This is a genomic window from Streptomyces sp. SID14515, from assembly GCF_010548505.1.
GTDB lineage: Bacteria > Actinomycetota > Actinomycetes > Streptomycetales > Streptomycetaceae > Streptomyces > Streptomyces caviscabies.
The window spans coordinates 98270-118574 of sequence record NZ_JAAGMH010000085.1; the positions used below are offsets into that span (position 1 = coordinate 98270).

Annotated in this window: 17 protein-coding genes; 6 read left to right on the forward strand and 11 right to left on the reverse strand. The window is 73.5% G+C overall.

Annotated features, from left to right (window positions below; all coding sequences use genetic code 11):
* Positions 1 to 20: 20 nt before the first annotated feature.
* The 5 genes from G3I54_RS18685 to G3I54_RS18705 are packed head-to-tail and all read right to left on the reverse strand — an operon-like array spanning position 21 to position 7404.
* Positions 21 to 1190 carry an acyl-CoA dehydrogenase family protein gene (locus tag G3I54_RS18685; protein WP_164615995.1) on the reverse strand — a complete coding sequence of 390 codons (1170 nt, stop codon included), beginning with the start codon at positions 1188 to 1190 and terminating at the stop codon, positions 21 to 23.
* A complete protein-coding gene (locus G3I54_RS18690; protein WP_203686637.1) occupies positions 1187 to 3184 on the reverse strand; it encodes a biotin carboxylase N-terminal domain-containing protein in 1998 nt (665 codons plus the stop codon). Before G3I54_RS18690 ends, G3I54_RS18685 begins: the two co-directional genes overlap by 4 nt.
* A 7-nt stretch (positions 3185 to 3191) precedes the next feature.
* The gene (locus G3I54_RS18695; protein ID WP_164615997.1) at positions 3192 to 4790 is read right to left on the reverse strand and encodes a carboxyl transferase domain-containing protein; all 1599 of its coding nucleotides are present in this window, start codon (positions 4788 to 4790) and stop codon (positions 3192 to 3194) included.
* A complete protein-coding gene (locus G3I54_RS18700; protein ID WP_164615998.1) occupies positions 4787 to 6529 on the reverse strand; it encodes an acyclic terpene utilization AtuA family protein in 1743 nt (580 codons plus the stop codon). The genes G3I54_RS18695 and G3I54_RS18700 overlap by 4 nt, the downstream gene beginning before the upstream one ends.
* Entirely contained in the window at positions 6526 to 7404 is an 879-nt protein-coding gene (locus tag G3I54_RS18705) for a TIGR03084 family metal-binding protein (RefSeq protein WP_164615999.1), read from the reverse strand. The genes G3I54_RS18700 and G3I54_RS18705 overlap by 4 nt, the downstream gene beginning before the upstream one ends.
* 218 nt (positions 7405 to 7622) lie before the next feature.
* On the opposite strand from G3I54_RS18705, the gene G3I54_RS18710 reads away from it, so the two are divergent.
* Entirely contained in the window at positions 7623 to 8516 is an 894-nt protein-coding gene (locus G3I54_RS18710) for an XRE family transcriptional regulator (RefSeq protein WP_164616000.1), read from the forward strand.
* A 9-nt stretch (positions 8517 to 8525) separates the two neighbouring features.
* Here G3I54_RS18710 and G3I54_RS18715 read toward each other — a convergent pair whose 3' ends face one another.
* Positions 8526 to 8939 (reverse strand): peptidoglycan-binding protein, encoded by a 414-nt coding sequence (locus G3I54_RS18715; protein WP_164616001.1) that lies wholly within the window; start codon positions 8937 to 8939, stop codon positions 8526 to 8528.
* 303 nt (positions 8940 to 9242) lie between these two features.
* On the opposite strand from G3I54_RS18715, the gene G3I54_RS18720 reads away from it, so the two are divergent.
* Positions 9243 to 10286, forward strand: a complete 1044-nt coding sequence (locus G3I54_RS18720; protein ID WP_164616002.1) for an XRE family transcriptional regulator — start codon at positions 9243 to 9245, stop codon at positions 10284 to 10286.
* A 72-nt stretch (positions 10287 to 10358) separates the two neighbouring features.
* Here G3I54_RS18720 and G3I54_RS18725 read toward each other — a convergent pair whose 3' ends face one another.
* Positions 10359 to 10808 carry a hypothetical protein gene (locus G3I54_RS18725; protein WP_164616003.1) on the reverse strand — a complete coding sequence of 150 codons (450 nt, stop codon included), beginning with the start codon at positions 10806 to 10808 and terminating at the stop codon, positions 10359 to 10361.
* 368 nt (positions 10809 to 11176) lie between these two features.
* Here G3I54_RS18725 and G3I54_RS18730 point away from each other — a divergent pair, with 368 nt between their 5' ends.
* Positions 11177 to 11890: an NUDIX domain-containing protein gene (locus G3I54_RS18730; RefSeq protein ID WP_164616004.1), complete on the forward strand. Its 714-nt coding sequence runs from the start codon at positions 11177 to 11179 to the stop codon at positions 11888 to 11890.
* A gap of 34 nt (positions 11891 to 11924) precedes the next feature.
* On the opposite strand, the gene G3I54_RS18735 is transcribed toward G3I54_RS18730, so the two are convergent.
* Positions 11925 to 12569 (reverse strand): TetR family transcriptional regulator, encoded by a 645-nt coding sequence (locus G3I54_RS18735; protein ID WP_164616005.1) that lies wholly within the window; start codon positions 12567 to 12569, stop codon positions 11925 to 11927.
* Between the two features lie 69 nt (positions 12570 to 12638).
* Here G3I54_RS18735 and G3I54_RS18740 point away from each other — a divergent pair, with 69 nt between their 5' ends.
* The gene (locus G3I54_RS18740) at positions 12639 to 13607 is read left to right on the forward strand and encodes an oxidoreductase (RefSeq protein WP_239144426.1); all 969 of its coding nucleotides are present in this window, start codon (positions 12639 to 12641) and stop codon (positions 13605 to 13607) included.
* Between the two features lie 55 nt (positions 13608 to 13662).
* Here the strand turns inward: G3I54_RS18740 and G3I54_RS18745 are convergent, their stop codons facing one another.
* The gene (locus G3I54_RS18745) at positions 13663 to 14640 is read right to left on the reverse strand and encodes an EamA family transporter (protein WP_164616006.1); all 978 of its coding nucleotides are present in this window, start codon (positions 14638 to 14640) and stop codon (positions 13663 to 13665) included.
* 160 nt (positions 14641 to 14800) lie between these two features.
* Here G3I54_RS18745 and G3I54_RS18750 point away from each other — a divergent pair, with 160 nt between their 5' ends.
* A complete protein-coding gene (locus G3I54_RS18750) occupies positions 14801 to 15685 on the forward strand; it encodes a LysR family transcriptional regulator (protein ID WP_164616007.1) in 885 nt (294 codons plus the stop codon).
* A 36-nt stretch (positions 15686 to 15721) separates the two neighbouring features.
* On the opposite strand, the gene G3I54_RS39995 is transcribed toward G3I54_RS18750, so the two are convergent.
* Positions 15722 to 15844: a hypothetical protein gene (locus G3I54_RS39995; protein ID WP_275407981.1), complete on the reverse strand. Its 123-nt coding sequence runs from the start codon at positions 15842 to 15844 to the stop codon at positions 15722 to 15724.
* The gene (locus tag G3I54_RS18755; RefSeq protein WP_164616008.1) at positions 15841 to 18723 is read right to left on the reverse strand and encodes an FAD-binding and (Fe-S)-binding domain-containing protein; all 2883 of its coding nucleotides are present in this window, start codon (positions 18721 to 18723) and stop codon (positions 15841 to 15843) included. Before G3I54_RS18755 ends, G3I54_RS39995 begins: the two co-directional genes overlap by 4 nt.
* 274 nt (positions 18724 to 18997) lie before the next feature.
* On the opposite strand from G3I54_RS18755, the gene G3I54_RS18760 reads away from it, so the two are divergent.
* A partial coding sequence (locus tag G3I54_RS18760) for an ATP-binding protein (RefSeq protein WP_164616009.1) occupies positions 18998 to 20305 on the forward strand: 1308 nt, incomplete at its 3' end.

Sequence of the window (20305 nt, forward strand, 5' to 3'; positions counted from 1 at the left end):
CGAAAAACTCACGGCCCGGTCTAGTACGACTTCGGCAGGCCCAGCGTCTGGTGCGAGACGTAGTTCAGGATCATCTCGCGGCTGACCGGGGCTATCCGGGCCACCCGGGACGCGGTGATCAGGGACGCGAGGCCGTATTCGCGGGTCAGGCCGTTGCCGCCGAGGGTGTGCACGGCCTGGTCGACGGCCTTCACGCACGCCTCTCCGGCCGCGTACTTCGCCATGTTCGCCGCCTCGCCCGCCCCGATGTCGTCGCCCTCGTCGTAGAGCCGGGCCGCCTTCTGCATCATCAGGCGCGACAGCTCCAGGTCGATGTGCGCGGTGGCGAGCGGGTGCGCGATGGCCTGGTGGGAGCCGATGGGCTCCTTCCAGACCTGGCGGGTACGGGCGTAATCGACGGCCCGGGAGAGGGCGAAGCGGCCCATGCCGATGCCGAACGCGGCCGTCATGATCCGTTCGGGGTTGAGCCCGGCGAAGAGCTGGAGCAGGCCCGCGTCCTCGTCGCCGACGAGCGCGTCGGCGGGCAGGCGTACGTCGTCCAGGACGAGCTCGAACTGCTTCTCGGGGGCGTGGAGTTCCATGTCGATCTGGTTCCGGCCGAAGCCCTCGGCGTCGCGCGGGACGATGAAGAGGCAGGGCTTCAGCTTTCCCGAGCGGGCGTCCTCGGTGCGGCCGACGATCAGCGTGGCGTCGGCTATGTCGACGCCGGAGACGAAGACCTTGCGGCCGGTCAGCACCCAGTCGGTTCCGTCGCGGCGGGCGGTGGTGGTGATGCGGTGCGAGTTGGAGCCGGCGTCCGGTTCGGTGATGCCGAAGGCCATGGTGAGGCTGCCGTCGGCGAGGCCCGGCAGCCACTGCCGCTTCTGTTCGTCCGTGCCGAAGCGGGCGATGACCGTGCCGCAGATCGCGGGCGACACGATCATCATCAGGAGCGGTGAGCCCGCCGCACCCAACTCCTCCAAGACGATGGACAGTTCGGCCATGCCGCCGCCTCCGCCGCCGTACTCCTCGGGGAGGTTCACCCCGAGGTAGCCGAGCTTCGCGGCCTCCGCCCACAGCTCGTCGGTGTGGTTGCCCTCGCGGATGACGGTGGTCATGTAGTCGCGCCCGTACCGCTTTCCGAGGGCGGCGACGGCGGCCCGCAGTGCCTGGTGCTCTTCGGTTTCGAGGGCGGTGTGTGCGGTGCTCATGCGGTCTCCTCCGGTACGGGAACGGGTACGGGGGTGGCGGCCGGGTCCTCCTGGACCACGGCGAGCAGCGCGCCGACCTCGACCTGATGGCCGGGGGCGGCGTGCAGGGCGGTGAGGGTGCCGGCGGCGGGGGCGAGAATGCGGTGCTCCATCTTCATCGCCTCCAGCCAGATCAGCGGCTGCCCGGCCTCGACGGGAACCCCGGCGGCCAGGCCCTCCGCGAGGCGGACGACGGTCCCGGGCATCGGGGCGAGCAGGGAGCCGGGCGCGGTGTGGGTGGCGGGGTCGGTGAAGCGGGGCAGGGCGGTAAAGGTGTGCGAGGCGCCGGTGGTGTCCACGTGGATCCGGTCGGCGTGGGCGCTGATGGCGAAGTGCCGTGTCACGCCGTCCACTTCGAGGGTGACGCGGTCGGGCGCGGCGGCCAGGACCCGGATGCCGGGGGCGTCGTACGGTTCCGGGGAGCCGGTGCGCCCGGTGCGGTAGGCGACCTCGTGTTCGGTGCCGTCGGGTTCGCTTCGGTAGCGCTTGTGCTGGGGCCCCGAGGGCACGTTGCGCCAGGCCCCGAGGCGGGTGGGGGCGGGGCCGCCGGGCGTGGTGGTGTTGCGTACGGCCGAGGCCAGGGCGGCGGCGAGGGCGGCGGTGGCGGGGTCGCCGCTCCCCGGCCCGGTGAGATCGGCCAGGTGCCGGTCGTAGAACCCGGTGTCCAGGCGCGCCGCCGCGAAGTCCGGGTGGCGCAGCGACCGTACGAGCAGCTCGCGGTTGGTGACCGGGCCGTGGATCCGGGCCCGCTCCAGCGCGCGGGCGAGCAGCCGGACGGCCTCGGCGCGGGTCGGGGCGTAGGCGATGACCTTGGCGAGCATCGGGTCGTAGTGCACGCCGATGCTGTCGCCGCCGGTGTACCCGGTGTCCAGGCGCAGGCCCGGCGCGTCCGGCACCTCCAGTACGTGCAGGGCGCCGGTCTGCGGCTGCCAGTCGCGGGCCGGGTCCTCGGCGTAGAGCCGGGCCTCGACCGCGTGGCCGGATGCCTCCGGGGGCGCGGCCGAGGGCAGCGGTTCGCCCTCCGCGACGCGCATTTGCAGGGCGACCAGGTCGAGCCCGAACACGGCCTCCGTGACCGGGTGTTCGACCTGGAGGCGGGTGTTCATCTCCAGGAAGTACGGCCGGCCGTCGGCGGAGACCAGGAACTCCACGGTGCCCGCGCCCCGGTAGCCCACGGCACGGGCCGCCGCCACCGCCGCCTCGTGGAGCCGGGTGCGCAGGGCCTCGTCCAGGCCGGAGGCCGGGGCCTCCTCGATGACCTTCTGGTGGCGGCGCTGGAGCGAGCAGTCGCGGGTGCCGAGCGCCCACACGGTGTCGTGCTCGTCGGCCATCACCTGGACCTCGACGTGCCGGCCGCGTTCCACGTACGGCTCGGCGAAGACCTCGCCGTCACCGAAGGCCGACGCCGCCTCGGCGGCAGCTGCCAGCAACTCACCAGGCAGCGCGTTGAGTTCGCGGACGATCCGCATACCACGTCCGCCGCCGCCCGAGGCCGCCTTGAGCAGCAGCGGCAGATCGTCCTCGCCCGCCGTCGCCGGGTCCACGGGGGCCAGCAGCGGCACCCCGGCCCCGGCCATCAGCTCCTTGGCCCGGGTCTTGGACGCCATCAGCTCGATGGCCTTCACCGGCGGGCCCACCCACACGAGCCCCGCGTCCTGCACGGCGGCGGCGAAGGCGGCGTTCTCCGAGAGGAAGCCGTAGCCGGGGTGCACGGCGTCCGCCCCGGCGGCCCGCGCGGCGGCCACGACGAGGTCGCCGCGCAGATAGGTGTCGGCTGGCGACGACCCCGGCAGCCGTACGGCGAGGTCCGCCTCCCGTACGTGCAGGGCCTCCGCGTCCGCGTCGGAGTACACGGCGACCGTGGTGATGCCCAGGTCGCGGCAGGTGCGGAAGATCCGGCAGGCGATCTCGCCCCGGTTGGCGACGAGCAGGGTATGGATCACGTCACTCCTCATGGGCGGGTCACATCCGGAAGACGCCGAAGCCGCCGCGGGCGCCCTCGACCGGTGCGGTGTGGATCGCGGACAGGCACATGCCGAGGACGGTCCGGGTGTCGCGCGGATCGATGACCCCGTCGTCGTACAGCCGCCCGGACAGGAACATCGGCAGCGACTCCGCCTCGATCTGCTGCTCCACCATGGCGCGCAGTCCGGCGTCCGCCTCGTCGTCGTACGGCTGCCCCTTCGCGGCGGCCGAGGCGCGGGCGACGATGGACAGCACACCCGCGAGCTGCTGCGGGCCCATGACGGCGGACTTGCTGCTGGGCCAGGCGAAGAGGAAGCGCGGGTCGTAGGCGCGGCCGCACATGCCGTAGTGCCCGGCTCCGTAGGACGCGCCCATCAGGACCGACAGATGCGGGACCTTCGAGTTCGCCACCGCGTTGATCATCATCGCGCCGTGCTTGATGATGCCGCCCTGCTCGTACTCCTTGCCGACCATGTAGCCGGTGGTGTTGTGGAGGAAGAGGAGCGGAATGTCACGCTGGTTGGCGAGCTGGATGAACTGGGCCGCCTTCTGCGACTCCTCACTGAACAGCACCCCCTGCGCGTTGGCGAGGATCCCGACCGGATAGCCGTGCAGCCGCGCCCACCCCGTCACCAGGCTCGTCCCGTAGAGCGGCTTGAACGCGTCGAAGTCCGAGCCGTCGACCAGCCGGGCGATGACCTCGCGCGGGTCGAACGGTGCCTTCAGATCGCCCGGAACGATGCCGAGCAGCTCGTCCTCGTCGTACTTCGGCGGCTCGGCCGGTCCCGGATCTGCGTGTGCTTTACGCCAGTTGAGGCGGGCGACGATACGGCGGGCCTGGCGGATCGCGTCCTGCTCGTCGACGGCGAAGTGGTCGGCGAGCCCGGAGGTACGGGCGTGCATCTCGGCCCCGCCGAGCGACTCGTCGTCGCTCTCCTCGCCGGTGGCCATCTTCACCAGGGGCGGTCCGCCGAGGAAGACCTTGGACCGCTCCTTGATCATCACGGTGTGATCGGACATGCCGGGCACATACGCGCCGCCGGCCGTCGAGTTGCCGAACACGACGGCCACGGTGGGGATTCCGGCGGCGGAGAGCCGGGTGAGGTCCCGGAACAGCGCCCCGCCCGGGATGAAGATCTCCTTCTGGGACGGCAGATCGGCCCCGCCCGACTCCACCAGGCTGATGACGGGGAGCCGGTTGGCGAAGGCGATCTCGTTGGCGCGCAGGGCCTTCTTCAGCGTCCACGGGTTGGAGGCTCCGCCGCGTACGGTCGGGTCGTTGGCGGTGATCAGGCACTCGACGCCCGCCACCACCCCGATCCCGGTGACGAGCGAGGCCCCGACCGCGTACTCGCTGCCCCAGGCGGCCAGCGGCGACAGCTCCAGGAACGGGGTGTCGGGGTCGACGAGCAGCTCGATCCGCTCCCGCGCCGGAAGCTTGCCGCGCTTGCGGTGCCGGGCCACGTACTTCTCGCCGCCGCCCGCGAGCGCCTTGGCGTGCTCGGTCTCCAGCTCGGCGAGCTTGGCCAGCAGGGCGGCGCGATGGGCGGCGTAGTCGGGGCCGTCGGTGTCGAGCGCGGTGGGCAGGACGGTCATGCGGTCACCTCCGGGAGGGGGACGCCTTCCAGCAGCGGCACGGGCACGGGGAGCCACCGGGACCGCAGCCACTCCCCCACCGCCTTGGCCTGTGGGTCGAACCGGGCCTGAGCGGCGACGCCCTCGCCCAGCAGGCCGTGGACGATGAAGTTCAGGGCGCGCAGGTTGGGCAGGACATGGCGGACGACGGCCAAGTCGGCAGTCTCCGGCAGGAGTTCCTTGAACCGTTCGACGGTCAGCTCGTGCGCCAGCCACCGCCAGGCGTCCTCGCCGCGCACCCAGACGCCGACGTTGGCGTCGCCGCCCTTGTCGCCGCTGCGCGCACCCGCGATCAGTCCGAGAGGAACGCGCCGGGTGGGGCTGGTGGAGGGGTACGGATCGGGCAGCGGCGGTTCCTCCACCTCGGCCAACTCCTGCGTGAGCGAGGGCGGTTCCACGACGGCGCGGCTTCCGTCCGGCAGCACGGCGGTGTGCTCGACATCGCCCGCCGGTACGGGCCGGGCCTCGAACACCCCGTAGGGCGCGCCCTTTCCGGGCGGCGCGGTGACATGGAAGCCGGGGTAGCTGCCGAGGGCCAGCTCCACGGCGGCCCCGGAGACCGCCCGACCCACGGCCTCGGCGTCCTGGTCGCGGACGACGAGCCGGAGCAGCGCACTGGCCCGCTCCTCGGTGTCGGCGTCGGGGTGGTCGGTCCGGGCGAGCTCCCAGCGGACCTCGGCGGGCGGACGGCCGCCGCCGCGCTCCAGGGCGTCGGCGAACTGGTCCTTCACCAGGTCCGCCTTGGCCTCGATGTCGAGGCCGGTGAGGACGAACACGACCTCGTTGCGCCAGCCGCCGAGCCGGGTGAGCCCGGCCTTGAGGGTGGGCGGCGGGGCCTCGCCGCGTACGCCGTCGATACGGACCCGGTCCGGGCCGTCCGGGGTCAGCGTCACGGTGTCGATGCGGGCGGTGACGTCGGGGCCCGCGTACCGGGCTCCGCCTGTCTCGTATAGGAGTTGGGCGGTGACGGTGGAGAGGTCGACGACCCCGCCCGTGCCGTCGTGCTTGGTGATGACGGACGAGCCGTCGGCGTGGATCTCGGCGAGCGGGAAGCCGGGGCGGCGGAGGCGGGCGGGGCCGTACTCGCCGAAGAAGGCGTGGTTGCCGCCGGTAGCCTGCGTACCGCACTCCAGGACGTGCCCGGCGACCACGGCCCCCGCGAGCGCGTCCAGGTCGTCCGGGCCCCAGCCGAAGTGGGCGGCGGCGGGCCCGGTGACCAGGGCCGCGTCGGTGACCCGGCCGGTGACGACGACATCGGCCCCGGCCCGCAGACAGGCGGCGATCCCGGAGCCGCCGAGGTAGGCGTTGGCGGTGAGGAACCCGTCCGGGACGGGCAGGCTGTCGCCCTCGACGTGGGCGACGGTGACGGGCACACCGACCTTCTCCGCCAACTTCCGCACCGCGCCGGCGAGTCCGGCCGGATTGAGGCCGCCCGCGTTGGCGACGATCCGCACCCCGCGCTCGTGGGCGAGCCCGAGCCCTTCCTCCAACTGGCGCAGGAAGGTGGTGGCGTAGCCCTTGCCCGGGTCCTTGAGGCGGCTCCGGCCGAGGATGAGCATGGTCAGCTCGGCGAGGTAGTCGCCGGTGAGGACGTCGAGAGGGCCGCCGGTGAGCATCTCGCGCAGCGCGTCGAAGCGGTCGCCGTAGAAGCCGGAGGCGTTGCCGATCCGGAGGGGTGCAGATTCGGGTGGCGTGTTCACCGGTGGCCGTCCTGTTCGGCGGACTCCGGCCGCTCTGCGCGCTCCGGCCGCTCTGCGCGCTCCGGCCGCTCTGCGCGCTCCGGCTGCTCCGCGCGGGGCAGGCGGCCCGGTCCGGGCGGTCCGGCGAAGGCCTGGGCGATGGAGAGCCACTGGTCGGCGTCGCGCCCCTCGGCGGTGACCGCGAGGTCGGACCGGTGGGCGCGCTGGGTGACCAGGAGGCAGAAGTCGAGGAGCGGCCCGGCGACACGCTGGGCGGCACCCTCCGGCCCGTACGCGATCATCTCGCCGTCGGGGGCGCGGAGTTCGACGCGGAACTCCTCCTCGGGCGCGGTGATGCCGCGTACCGCGTAGGCGTAGTTCCTGGCCCGTACGCCGATCCGCGCCACATGGCGGAGCCGGGCGGTGGGGGTCCGGGTCACGCCGAGGGCGTCGGCGATGTCCTGGCCGTGCGCCCAGGTCTCCATGAGCCGGGCGGTCGCCATGGACGCCACGCTCATCGGCGGCCCGTACCAAGGGATCCTGGCCCCTTCCGGGGCATCCCGCAGGACCTTGTCGAGCCGCTGCCGCCCTTCCCGCCACCGGGCGAGCAAGGCCTCGGGGCCATGGGCGGCGACCAGAGCGTCGGCCGCCTCGTCGACGAAGGACTCCGGGGCGGCCAGGGCCTTGGCCACCTCGTCACCGAACCGGTCCGGCTCGGTGGCCGCCAGCAGCGCGACCTCGTCGGTCCAGCTGAGATGGGCGATCTGGTGGGCCACGGTCCACCGCTCGGCGGGGGTCGGCCCGCGCCAGCCGGGCACATCCAACGCCCCTACTAGGGCGTCGAGTTCGTCGCTCTCTTCGCGCAGATCGTCGATCACGGCTACGACAGCGGACACGTGCGCTCCCCTCGGGACCGGGTGTGGTGCCCAGGAGCATGGCAGCGCGCCAGGAAACAATCAAGCACGCTTGCATGATTTTCTGCCCGGGGTGGGCCGATATCGTCCGTTGAACGGCGGGCGGGCACGCCGCTCCGGTGCCGCGGCGGGCGTCCTCACGCCGGACCGTGATCACCGCGCACGGTCCGCGTACAGAACGATGGGGAGGCCGGGTTCGGATGGCACGATGGCTGCCGCTGGCGGCGGAACTGGGTTCCGAGCGGCGGCGACTGACGGAGCGGCTGCGCCTGTTGAAGGACCGCACGGGCCTGAGCCTGGCCGCGCTGGCGGCGAAAACGCCGTACAGCGTCTCCTCCTGGCACCGCTACCTCAACGCGACGACGCTGCCGCCGTGGGCGGCGGTGGAAGCGCTCGGGAAGCTCGGCGGCGCGGACCGGCAGGGCCTGGCTCGGCTGCGCGTGCTGTGGGAATCGGCGGCGGAGGCGGCGGAGGCGACCCGAAAGCGTGAACCGGATCCGGCCGACCAGCCGTCGGCGCGCCGGGAACCGCCGGAACAGCACCGGGAGCGGAAGACGCAGGGGGTACGGGGGCAGCCCTCCCCGCAGCCTTCTCGGCCGTCCTCTCGGCGAAGAGTGCGGCTGCGCTCTCTCGCGGCCGGGCTCGCCGTGCTCCTTCTCCTGGCCCTGTCGAAGTCCTCGGAGACCACGCCCGAGGCCCCCTCATGGCCCTGGCCCGCCCGCCCCGCCGGCACCGACACCGCGGACCGGGGGGCGCGGTGCCGCGGACCCGCTTGCGAGGGGCGGGACCCGGTCAGGTCGGGGTGCGCGCGTGACGAGCGCGTCCTGGGGAGGCTCGACCGGGACGCGCAGCGGCTGGAGCTGAAGCACAGCCCGTACTGCGGGACCGTCTGGGGCGAACTGTCCCCCGTACGGAGCTCGGACCGGCTCTCCGTCAGCACGCCCGTGCCCGCTCACCTGGAGGGGAGGCAGGGCGTGGGCCGCACCCGCATGCTCCAGGTCCTGGACGAAGCGGGGACCGGCGCACAGGTGTGTGTCCAGTCGGAGGACGAGCAGGCGTGCGTCGCCTCGGACAACCGCTCCTGGACGGACTGAGCGCCCGGCTCAGCGAGGCCGCTTCCCGCACACGTCCAGAGTCGGCCGGTAGCGGTGCAGCGGCTTGTACCGGCCGCCGTCCTCGACCAGATACCTGCCGTCGTCCGCCCGCCGGAAGGGCACGGAGAACTTCGCCCCCTCGTAGTACACGGCGTCCCTGCGGCGAGTGAGCCGCTCCCCCGCCTTTCCGAAGGTGTCCGGGCCGATGATGCCGTCGGCGGGCAGCCCTCGGTTGCTCTGCCAGACCCGGGCGGCGCGGACCGTGGATTCGTCGTAGCGGCAGTCGATCTGCGACCGCTTGAGATAACCGTCGGCCCACAGCACGGCCTGCCACAGGGCGACCAGATCGCTGTGGCGCGGCAGGTCCAGGCCGAGGAGTCCCTCGTCGTCCCAGTGCCGAGCGAGCGGCCCGGTGCCACGCACATACGGGCGGTCCTGCGCCGGTACCGTCGGGTGGTGCGAACGGTCGGCCGGTGAACCGCCCGCCGGGGAAAGGGAATCCTCCCGCGCACAGCCATTCGCCATGACAACAGCAAGCAGAACCAACGCCATTGACCTGGAGCGGAGCATGCGGCCTTCCTCACGCTGACTGCCGAATTCCGGCCAGTCTATGAGCAGTCGGGTACAAGATGAGGCAGCAACGGGAAGCGTAGAAAAGTACATATTTCAATCGCCTCCGCAGAGTTGAGTCAAGAGCGTGCGGTGGCCGAAGAATGGGTCTGGCTCATGGCTGAATGGAAACCTTTGCCCGAGCGGCTGAATGCCGATGTCGGCCGCCTCGTCGAAGAATTGCGCCGGGCAAAGGACGCCACGGGCCTGAGCCTGTCCGCGCTGGCCAAGGCGACTCCGTACAGCAAGTCCTCCTGGGAACGGTTCCTCAACGGGGCCCAACTCCCTCCGCGCTCCGCTGTCGAGGCCCTGGCCGCGCGGAGCGGCAGGGGCGACGAACGACTGCTGGCGCTGTGGGAGGTGGCCGAGTCCGCCTGGAGCGGCCGGGCACGTACGGCACCGGAGGCCGCTCCCCGCTCCGGTCCCCCGACGGAGGCCGGGACCGATATCGGTACGGCGACCGGTGGCGACGGCGGCAACAGCGGCAGCAGCGGCTCGGACGTGGACGCGGCCTTGAGCACAGACGCGGCCGGGGGTGCGGAGGCGGATGCGGATGCGGATGCGGATGCGGACGATGCACGAAGCCGTGAGGTCCGGCCTCGCCGCAAGGTCCTGGCGGCCTGGACCGCGGCCACCGCGGCCGTCGCCGCCCTGTGCGTAACCGCCCTGATCGTCGCACCGGCCGACGGCCCCCCTGATGACGCCGCCCCTTCCGAGGCCCCGAGCGCGCAGGAGCCCCCGGTGAAGGGGGTGGAGGCGAAGTGCTTCGGCTCGGCGTGCGACGGCAAGGACGCGGTGGAGCTGGGCTGTGGCGGCGACGCCTGGACCGCCGCGGTGACCGAGGTGCGCGGGAGGTTCGTCGAGGTCCGCTACAGCAGCACGTGCAGAACGGCCTGGGCCCGGGTGAAGGCCGCGCACCCCGGGGACCGGGTGAGGGTCGTCCGGGAGGACGACCACAGCTATGACGAGGTGACGCCCGACGATCCCATCCGCGCCGCCTTCACCTTCATGCTGCCGGCGCCTTCCCCTCGGCAGGTGAAAGCCTGCTGGGAACTGTCGACCGGGGAACAGGGCTGCACGCGGCCCGGCGGCGACAAGCCGCTCCCCGAGGCATCGCCGCCCAGGAAGCCGCTTCCGGAGGCATCGCCGGTCCCGTCCTAGACACAGCCGGACAGGACGAGGACGCCCGTCGGCGAACCGCTCCGGTGCGGTTCGCCGACGGGCGCGCGCCCGCTACTTGAGCTTGTAGCGGATGTTGGCGTTGACCTTCACCGGCACGTCCCGGTCGGCCTGGATCTTGACCACCTTGGACTTGCTGCTGTTGTTGGTCCAGGAGAGCACGTACCCGGAGCCGGGCTTGACGTTGCTCTTCTTGGCCAGCGCCTTCGAGTTCGCGTTGGCGATCCGGAGGTCGATCGCCTTGTTCCCGGACGAGACGAGCTCGACCAGGAGCGTCTTGCCCTTCTTCACCGTGACCTTGCCCGCGCCCTTGCAGGTGGTCCACTTGGCCGTCTTGAGAGCGCACTTGGCGTTCTTCGCCTTCGCGGCCGACACATCCTGCGCCACCGCGGCAGGCTTGGCCGTCGTCGACCCGGGGGCGGCGCTGGCGGCCGGCGCGAGGGCGAGGCCGCCACCGAGGACGGCGGCCGCGGCGAGCAGAGAAAGGCCCTGACGTGTTGCCATCACAGTCTCCTTCGTAGGACGTTCGCGGTTCGTCCGACGCGTCGGCGGTGTCCGTGGACGGTGCCGCCGGGTCGGTACGCCAACGAGACTCCCCCGGCCCGCCCGGCACCGTCCACGGAAACCGCCGACGCGGGAAACCACGGGACAGGAACGGGTCTGACCTGCGGATATGCCGGTACGGGTGACACTGTCGCGGGACGGCCGGGACGGCCGGGCGGGCAGGAGTCGGGCAGGCGGGCAGAGGTCGAGCATGCGGGCAGGGGTCGAGCAGGCGGGCAGGGGTCGGGCAGGCGACTCCTGGGGCCGGCGCCTTACGGACGAAGGCATTCCGGCGGCGGTGCGGCCGTGGTGCGCGTTAGCCTCCGTCGATGACTGCCGAACCCCGTCCGGTGACCGTCCGGTTCGACGCGGACCAGCTGATCCTGGAGCTCCGCCACGACGCCGAAGGCGCCTACTACGCCTTCCCCGACGGCCGCCCCGGGACCGCCGACGCACCGCGCGTCGCCCTGTCCCTGGCAGAGGCCGTCCATGCGCGCATCCGGCCGGCCGGCACCGCGGAAACGGTCCTGCGCGCCTGGGCGGCGGGCACGGTTCCACCCGGTCCGGTGGCCCTGGACGATCCCGCGGCCGTCGTGCCGGTACGGGTACGGGCCGGGGCGATCGTCATCCGGGACGGGGCCATGCTGCTGATCCGCTTCGAGGAGGCCGGTGCTCCGTACTACGAGATTCCGGGCGGCGGGGTCGAGGAGGGCGAGACCCCTCAGGAGGCCGTCGTGCGCGAGCTCGACGAGGAGACCGGCCTGACCGGGACCGTCGGGCCCGAGGTGGCCCGCGTGTGGAAGGGCGGGCGGCGCGAGCACTACTTCACCGTGGCGGCCACGGGCGAGGTCGGCGCACCGGAGACGCTGGACAACTACGGCGGCGCCCCGGTCTGGATGCCGGTGGAGCGCCTGCCCGTCACCCCGCTGTGGCCCCGCCGGCTGTCCTGGCGGATCGAGCACTGGTACCGGTCGGGATGGCCGGACCGCCCGGCCGAACTGGCCGACTCCATCACCGAGCTCGGCCGACCGTGCGGATGGTGAGGCGTTCACGCCGGGCCTCGGTCCGTGAGGGCTTCTACCGGGCGGCGGCGCGCGCCTCGGCCGTGTCCAGTGCCGGGGCGAGGACGGCGAAGGCCCGGTCGGTCAGCGCGGCGGGGTCCTCGGCTCCGTCGCTGTCGCTCCAGCGCCGCAGCACGGTGTCGAAGGCCGTGAGCGCGACCCCGGCGGCGAGGCGCGGATAGAGGTCCGCCTCCGGGTCGAGCTCCAGGCGGCGGGCCGTCTCCACCGCGAGGTCGTCGCGCCACTGGGCCTGGTGTTCCAGGAAGCGGGCGCGCAGGGCGGGTGTGCGCAGGATCAGCTGGACGACCCGCAGGGCCCGGCCGGAGTGCTCGGCGCCGTCGGCGCAGGCCGCCATGGCGACCCAGACGGCGTGCCGCAGTGCCGTGGAGGGGAGTTCGGCCGTGGGGCGGGCGGCCAGTTCGGCGTGCATGCCCGCCCCCATGTCGGCCAGGAACTGGACGACCACGTCCTCCTTGGACGCGAAGTACCGGAAGAACGTCCGCTTGGACACTCCGGCGGCGGCCACGATCTCGTCGACCGTGACCGCGTCGAAGCCCTCCAGCGCCATCAACTGGAGTGCGGCTTCGGTCAGTTCGTTCGAGACGAGCTGACGTTTGCGCTGGGCCATGGTCACTGCGGGGCGGGTACTCACGCCTCTCATCGTAGCGCCATGCCATCTTTGGCACTTGATGCCGTTGAGGCACTCAGTAACTTCTTGACACTTGGTGCCATGACCGGCAACGTATGCCGCATGACACAGGACGCTTCTCGGAAAGAACGCTGGACTGTCGAACGGATCCCGGACCAGACCGGCCGGGTGTCCGTGGTCACCGGAGCCAACAGCGGCCTCGGCCTGGCGACCGCCCGGGCCCTCGCCCACCGGGGCGGGCACGTGATCCTTGCCGTACGCGACACGGAGAAGGGGAACCGCGCCGTCGCCGGCATCACCGCCGGCCGGCCCGGGGCCTCGCTGGAGGTGCGCCGCCTGGACCTGGCCGACCTCGACTCCGTACGGGCGTTCTCCGACGCCGTGCGCGGCGACCACTCCCGGCTGGACGCGCTGGTCAACAACGCCGGGGTGATGGCGCCGCCCCGTACGGCCAGCGCGCAGGGGCACGAGTTGCAGTTCGCCTGCAACCACCTCGGCCACTTCGCGCTCACCGGGCTGCTGCTCGATCTGCTGGCCGAGGGCCGGGATCCGCGCGTCGTCACGGTGACCTCGGTCAACCACCGCAGGGCGGAGCTGCGCTTCGACGACCTCGACGGCGAACGCGACTACCGGCCGATGGTCTTCTACGACCGGTCGAAGCTCGCCAACGCCGTCTTCGGGCATGAGCTGCACCGGCGGCTGACCGCGTCCGGCAGCCCGGTCCGGAGCCTGCTCGCGCACCCGGGCTACACCGCCACCAACCTGCAGACGAGCGGCCCGACCGGCCTGGTGAAGCTGCTGTTCGGCCGGGTACTCCTGCCCCTCGCCCAACAGCCCGACGCGGGTGCGCTTCCGCAGCTGTACGCGGCGACCGCCCCGGGCGTGCGGGGCGGCGAGCTCATCGGCCCGGACGGCCGCGGGGAGCTGCGCGGCGGTCCTACGCGGGTGCCGCTCGCCCCGGCGGCCGTCGACGCCGAGACCGGGCGGCGGCTGTGGGAGGTGTCGGAGCGGCTGACCGATGTCCGCTTCCCGTTCCCGGCGGCCGTGTGACGGACAGCGGACGCTCTCTCGCGCCTGACGAGATGGATACCCGCCCCGCGTCGGCTCACGGCTCGCGGCGGCCCGTCCGGCTGCGCACCGCGCCGATGCTGGCCCCGATGACGAGGGCGATGGCGAGGGCGTCCGTGGTGGAGAGGGCCTGGTCCAGGATCAGGAAGCCCGCACCGGCGGCGATGGCCGGCTCCAGGCTCATCATCACGGCGAACGTGGGCGCGGGAAGCCGGCGCAGGGCCATCAGCTCCAGGGTGTACGGGAGGACCGAGCTCAGGACCGCCACCGCCGCGCCGAGCGCCACGGTGGACGGGACCGTCAGCTTCGCCCCGGACTCGATGATGCCGAGCGGCAGCGAGAGGACCGCGGCGACGACCATCGCCAGCGCGAGACCGTCCGCCTGCGGGAAGCGGCGGCCGGTGCGGGCGCTGAACACGATGTACGCCGCCCACATCGCCCCGGCCCCCAGGGCGAACGCCGCGCCGACCGGGTCGAGGCGGTCGAAGCCGCCGCCGCCCAGCAGGACGACGCCGACGAGGGCGAGGCCCGCCCACACGACGTTGACCAGGCGGCGGGAGGCGAACACCGAGAGGGCGAGCGGGCCCAGCACCTCCAGGGTGACGGCGATGCCGAGCGGGATCCGGTCCAGCGCCAGGTAGAACAGCGTGTTCATGCCGCCCATCGCGACGCCGAAGGCGAGCACCGTGCCCCAGTCGGCACGCGAGTGGCCCCGCAGCTTCGGGCGGCAGATCACCAGCAGGATCAGCGCGGCGGCGGCCAGCCGCAGGGTGACGACGCCCAGCGCCCCCGCCTTGGGCATCAGGAGCGCCGCGACGGCCGAGCCGAACTGGACGGACAGGCCGCCCGCGACCACCAGCACGATCGGCGTCAGCGCCGCCCGGCGCCCGGCCCCGGTCCGCCCGGCGGCGGGCGTGCCGGTGCCGCCCGTACCGGCGCCTTCGAGTGCCGTCGCCGCTTCGGGTACGGCGACGGCTGCGGCGGCCGGTTCGGCGGCGCTGCGCTGGTCGTTCACGGGGGACCTTCCGGAGAAACAGGGGCAGGACGGCTCAGTACACTGTAATGGACCGGACAGTACGGGAACTCGCACTCTGCCGCCAAGGGTTTTCCTTCACCGTAAGGACGCCCGCGCGTTCCGTGAAATACCGATCACGCTCTCGTTATGCTCCCCACGCATGAACGAAGGACCCGCCACCGGCCGCCCCGTGGAACTCCGGCATCTGCGGGCCTTCCTCGCGGTCGCCGACGAGCTCAACATCACGCGCGCCGCCGCCCGCCTCCGGCTGACCCAGCCCGCCGTGTCCCGCACCCTCGCGGCGCTGGAACGGCACCTGGGCGTCCGGCTCGTCGACCGTTCCACCCACCACCTCGCCCTGACCCCCGACGGCGTCGCCTTCCGCGACAAGGCCGCCGCCGCGGTCGCCGCCTTCGACGAGGCCCTCTCCCCCGGGCGGCTGCGCACCTGGCCGCTGCGGCTCGGGCACGCCTGGTCCGCGTTCGGCCCATACACCACACCGCTGCTGCGGACCTGGCAGGAGCGCCACCCGGGAACCCCGCTGGAACTCCTCCGGATCGACGACCGCACCGCCGGTCTGACCCGGGGCGAGGTCGACGCGGCGCTGCTGCGGGGGCCCGTGGACGCGCCGGGGCTCGTCACGGAGGTGCTGTTCACCGAGGTCCGGGTGGCGGCGGTGACCGCGGACGGGCCGCTCGCGGGGCGGGCGTCGCTCGCCCTCGCGGATCTCGCGGACGGGCCCGTCGTCCTGAACACCGTCTCCGGCACCACGACCGTCGACCTGTGGCCGCCGCACGCCCGCCCGGCCGCCACCCTCACCGTGGGCAACACCGACGACTGGCTCACCGCCATCGCCGCCGGACGCGGCAGCGGGGTCTCCACCGCATCGACCGCGGCCCTGCACCCGCACACCGGGGTCGCCTACGTCCCGCTCGACGACGCCCCCGGCGTCCCGGTCCTCCTCGCCCGCCGCGACGCCCCCGGCCACCCGGCCCTCCCCCAACTGGCGGCGCTGGCCCGCGAGATCATCGCGCGGGGCCCGTGAGCGGAGGGCCGATCCCGGCGCCCGGCGCCCGTCCGTTCAGCCGGCGACCGGAGTGCTGTGCGGGTGGCCCAGGAGGGCGAGGCCCTTCGGGGTGACGGTGTGCAGGACGTGCCGGCCCCGGCGGACGCTCAGGAGCAGGCCCGAGCCGCGCCGCCTCATGCGCCGGGCTCCAGCTCCTCCGCGACGGCCTCCGCGATCACCTCCGCGAGGTGCCGGGCCCGGCGTCCGGCCAGCTGGTCGAGCTGGGTGCGGCAGGAGAAGCCGTCCGCGAGGAGTTCCGTGCCGGGTTCCGCTTCCCTTACGGCGGGCAGCAGTTGCTCCTCCGCGCAGGCGACGGACACCTCCCAGTGACCCTTCTCGAAGCCGAAGTTCCCGGCGAGGCCGCAGCAGCCGCCGCTGAGTTCGCCGGTCAGGCCCATGCGTTCGCGCAGCCTGCGCTCCGCCGCGTCGCCCAGGACCGCGTGCTGGTGACAGTGCGTCTGGCCGACCGCCGGGCGGTCCCGGCGGGGCGGGGTCCAGTCGGGGGCGTACTCCTCCAGGTACTGCGCGAACGTCCGCACGGACGCGGCCAGTTCGGCGGCGCGCGGGTCGTCGGGGAGCAGTTCGGGCAGATCGGTGCGCAGGGTGGCGGCGCAGCTCGGCTCCAGGACGACGAGCGGCTCGCCGGGGAAGAGGTTCAGCCGGTCCAGGGCGCGGCGCATCACCCGGCGGGCCGCGTCGAGCTGGCCGGTCGATACGTACGTGAGCCCGCAGCACACCCCGCTCGGATGCGGCAGCACCGTACGCCCCGTCGCCTCCTCCAGGACCCGCACCGCCGCCCGGCCCACCTGCGGGGAGAGGTATTCGGTGAAGGTGTCGGCCCAGAGGTGCACCACCCGGTCCGTCGACAGGACGTGCGTCCCCGCGCCCTGCCTCCGGCGCAGCCACCGACTGTACGTCTCGGTCGCCAGCACCGGGATCGTGCGTTCGGGCGCGATCCCCGCCAGCCGTTTCGCGAGCGCGGCGAGCGGGCGCAGCCGGGCCAGGGCGTTGAGGGTGCGGGCGAACGGGGCGGCCAGGCGCAGCCACCGCGGCAGGCGGCCCATCGCGTAGTGGGCGGCGGGCCGGAGGCGGCCCCGGTAGTGGTGGTGCAGGAACTCCGCCTTGTACGTGGCCATGTCGACGCCCACCGGGCAGTCGCTGCGGCAGCCCTTGCAGGAGAGGCACAGGTCGAGCGCGTCCCGGACCTCCGTGCTCCGCCAGCCGTCCGTGATGACCTCGCCCGCGAGCATCTCGTGCAGCAGCCGGGCCCGGCCCCGGGTCGAGTGGGCCTCCTCGCCGGTCGCCCGGAAGGACGGGCACATGACGCCCGCGCCGCCCACCTCCTCCGTACGGCACTTGGCGACACCGACGCAGCGGCGGACCGCGCCCGCGAAGTCGCCGCCGTCCTGCGGGTAGCCGAACTCCACGTCCACCGGGCGCTTCGGCAGGACCGCGAAGCGGAGGTTTTCGTCGAGGCGGGCCGGGCGGGCGAGGATGCCCGGGTTCAGGCCGCCGGACGGATCCCACAGGTCCTTGAACCTGCCGAAGAGCGCGACGAGTTCGTCCCCGTACATCCGGGGCAGCAGCTCCGCGCGCGCCTGGCCGTCGCCGTGCTCGCCGCTGAGGGAGCCGCCGTGGGCGACGACGAGATCGGCCGTCTCCTCGGAGAACCGGCGGAAGCGGGCCACCCCTTCCGGGCTGATCAGGTCGAAGTCGATGCGGACGTGGACGCAGCCGTCGCCGAAGTGGCCGTAAGGAGTGCCGCGCAGGCCGTGTTCGGCGAGCAGCGCCCGGAAGTCGCGGAGGTACGCGCCGAGCCGGGCGGGCGGCACCGCGCAGTCCTCCCAGCCGGGCCAGGCCTCACTGCCGTCCGGCATCCGGGTCGCGGTGCCGGCGGCGTCCTCGCGGATCCGCCACAGCGCCCGCTGCCCTGCCGGGTCCGTGACGACCGTGCCGTCCACGGCGTCGGCCGCCCGCAGGACGCGTTCGGCGTGCGCGCGGGCTTCGGCCTCGGTGGCTCCGCCGGTCTCGACGAACAGCCAGGCGGCCCCGCGCGGCAGCCCGGCGGGCTCGGTGACGAGGTCGGCGGCCATGCCCTCGACGGTGAGCGGGCGGTACGGGAGGAGGCCCGGGGCGGCGTCGGCGGCGGCGGACTCGTCGGCGTAGCCGAGGACGGCCAGGGCGCGGGCGCGCGGGGCCTCGACCAGGCGCACGGTGGCCTCGGTGACGACGCCGAGGGTGCCCTCGCTGCCGCAGAACGCCCGGACCGGGTCGGGGCCGCCGGGGTGTTCGGGGAGCAGGGCGTCGAGCGCGTACCCGGAGATGCGGCGCGGGAGGTCGGGGTAGCCGGTGCGGAGGAGGGCGAGGTGGGAGCCGATCAGTTCGGTGACGCCTTCGGGGCCGTGGGCCGTCGCCCCGCGCGTGCCCCGGGCGCCTTCGGGCCGCTCGCCGCTCCCCTGATCCAGGCGCAGCGTCTCGCCGCCGTACCGGACCACCGACAGCGCCCGCACGTTGTCCGCCGTCGTGCCCCAGGCCACCGAGTGCGCGCCGCAGGAGTTGTTGCCGATCATTCCGCCGAGGGTGCAGCGGCTGTGGGTGGAGGGGTCGGGGCCGAAGGTCAGGCCGTGGGGTGCGGCGGCGGCCCGCAGGTCGTCCAGGATCACGCCGGGCTGGACGACGGCGGTGCGGGCGGCGGGGTCCAGGTCGAGGACCGCGCGCAGATGGCGGGCCAGATCGAGGACGAGGCCGGTGCCGGTGGCCTGTCCCCCGATGGACGTGCCGCCGCCGCGCGCCACCACCGGCACCCCGTGCTCCCGGCAGACGGCCAGGGCGGCGGCGATGTCGTCGGCGTCGCGCGGGGCGAGCACACCGAGCGGGACGCGGCGGTAGTTGGAGGCGTCCATGGTCGCCAACGCCCGTGCGGCGGCCCCGAAGTCGCTCGTGCCGCGTACGGCGGAGCGGAGCGCGGCGACGAAAGCCGGGGAAGGTCCGGTATGCGGTCGATGCTGTTCGGCCATTCCTTCAGCATGCCGCCGGTACAGATGAACTCTTGGGATCCACACGGACGAAAGGAGGCAAGCCTCACAAAAAAGCCCACAAGATCTTCCCAAACAGACCGTCAAGTCTCCTATAGTGACCAAGACTTGCGCAGGAACTATCAGCTCCAGTTGTGCATGATCGACCACACCCGTGACGAACTGTCCTGAATTCGACTGGTCAGCTTCGCTCGATCCGTACCGCCCGCACTGCCCCCCCCTACCGTCCCGCACCGTCCGCCACCGAGGACTCCGATTGCGCCCCTCACACCGGCCCACCGCACTCGCCCTGCTGATCTCGGCAGCCGCAACCGGCACGCTGACCCTGTGGGCCGTCGCCGCGGCCCCCGACGCGGTACGGACCCCGCTGGCCTGGGGCGCGGGCGCAGCCGCCGTGCTGCTGAGCGTCTGCGTGGCCGTCACCGTCCACACCCTGGGGACCGCGCGGACGCTGCGCGCCCTGCGGGCCGCCGACGCCCAGCGGTTCACCTCCGAGACCTCGCGGCTGGTCTCCGCATCCGCCGTCGAGGCCCAGCGGTTCACCGCGGAGACGGCCAGGATCAAGGGCGCCGCCTCCGCCGAGACCGCCCGGGTCGCCGCCGAGGCCCGCGCCGAGAACGAGCGGATCGCCGCGGAGGCCGCCGCCGAACAGGGCCGCCTGAAGGTCACCGTCGACCGGCTGACCGCCCGCGCCACCCGCGCCGAGACCGAGCGCTCCGCGGCCGTCGCCGCCTGCGCCAACGCGGCGGGGCGGATGCAGGCCCTGGCCACCAGCATGCTGGCCGACCTCCGCGAGATGGAGCACCGGCACTCCGACGAGTCGGTGCTCGGGGACCTGCTCCACCTGGACCACCGCACCGCCCAGGCGGGCCGCCTCGCCGACTCCATCGCCGTGCTGACCGGGGCCCGTTCCGGGCGGCGCTGGGCCAAGCCGATCGTCATGGAGTCGATCCTGCGCGGCGCGATGGGCCGGATCGGCAGCTACCAGCGGGTCCGGCTGCACTCCACCAGCGATGTCGCCATCGCCGGTCACGCGGCCGAGGGCGTCATGCACGCGCTCGCCGAACTCCTCGACAACGCGGCCAACTTCTCGCCGCCCACCGCCGAGGTCCATGTGTACGTGGAGGAGGTCCCGGCGGGCATCGTCATCACCGTCGAGGACAGCGGGCTCGTCATGAGCGAGGTGCAGCTGCGCCGTGCGGAGCGGGCCGTCTCGGCCGAGAACCAGGACCTCACCAACCTCTCCGGCACCCGCCTCGGGCTCGCCGTCGTCGGACGGCTGGCCCGTAAGCACGGCCTGACCGTCTCCTTCCGGCCGTCCGCCCGCGGTGGCACCGGCGCGCTGATGATGCTCCCGCAGGAGCTCATCTCCCGCGCGACCGCACCGACCGCACCGAGCCCGGCTGCCCAGGCGCCGACGGTCCCGGCCCAGGCGGCTCAGGCCACGACGGCTCAGGCCACGACGGCCCCGGCCGCCACCGCACCGGCCGCCGTCACCGCCCCCGCCGAGCCGGAGCCCTCGCACGCCTCGGCCGCCGGAACGGACACCGCCGACGCCGCCCCC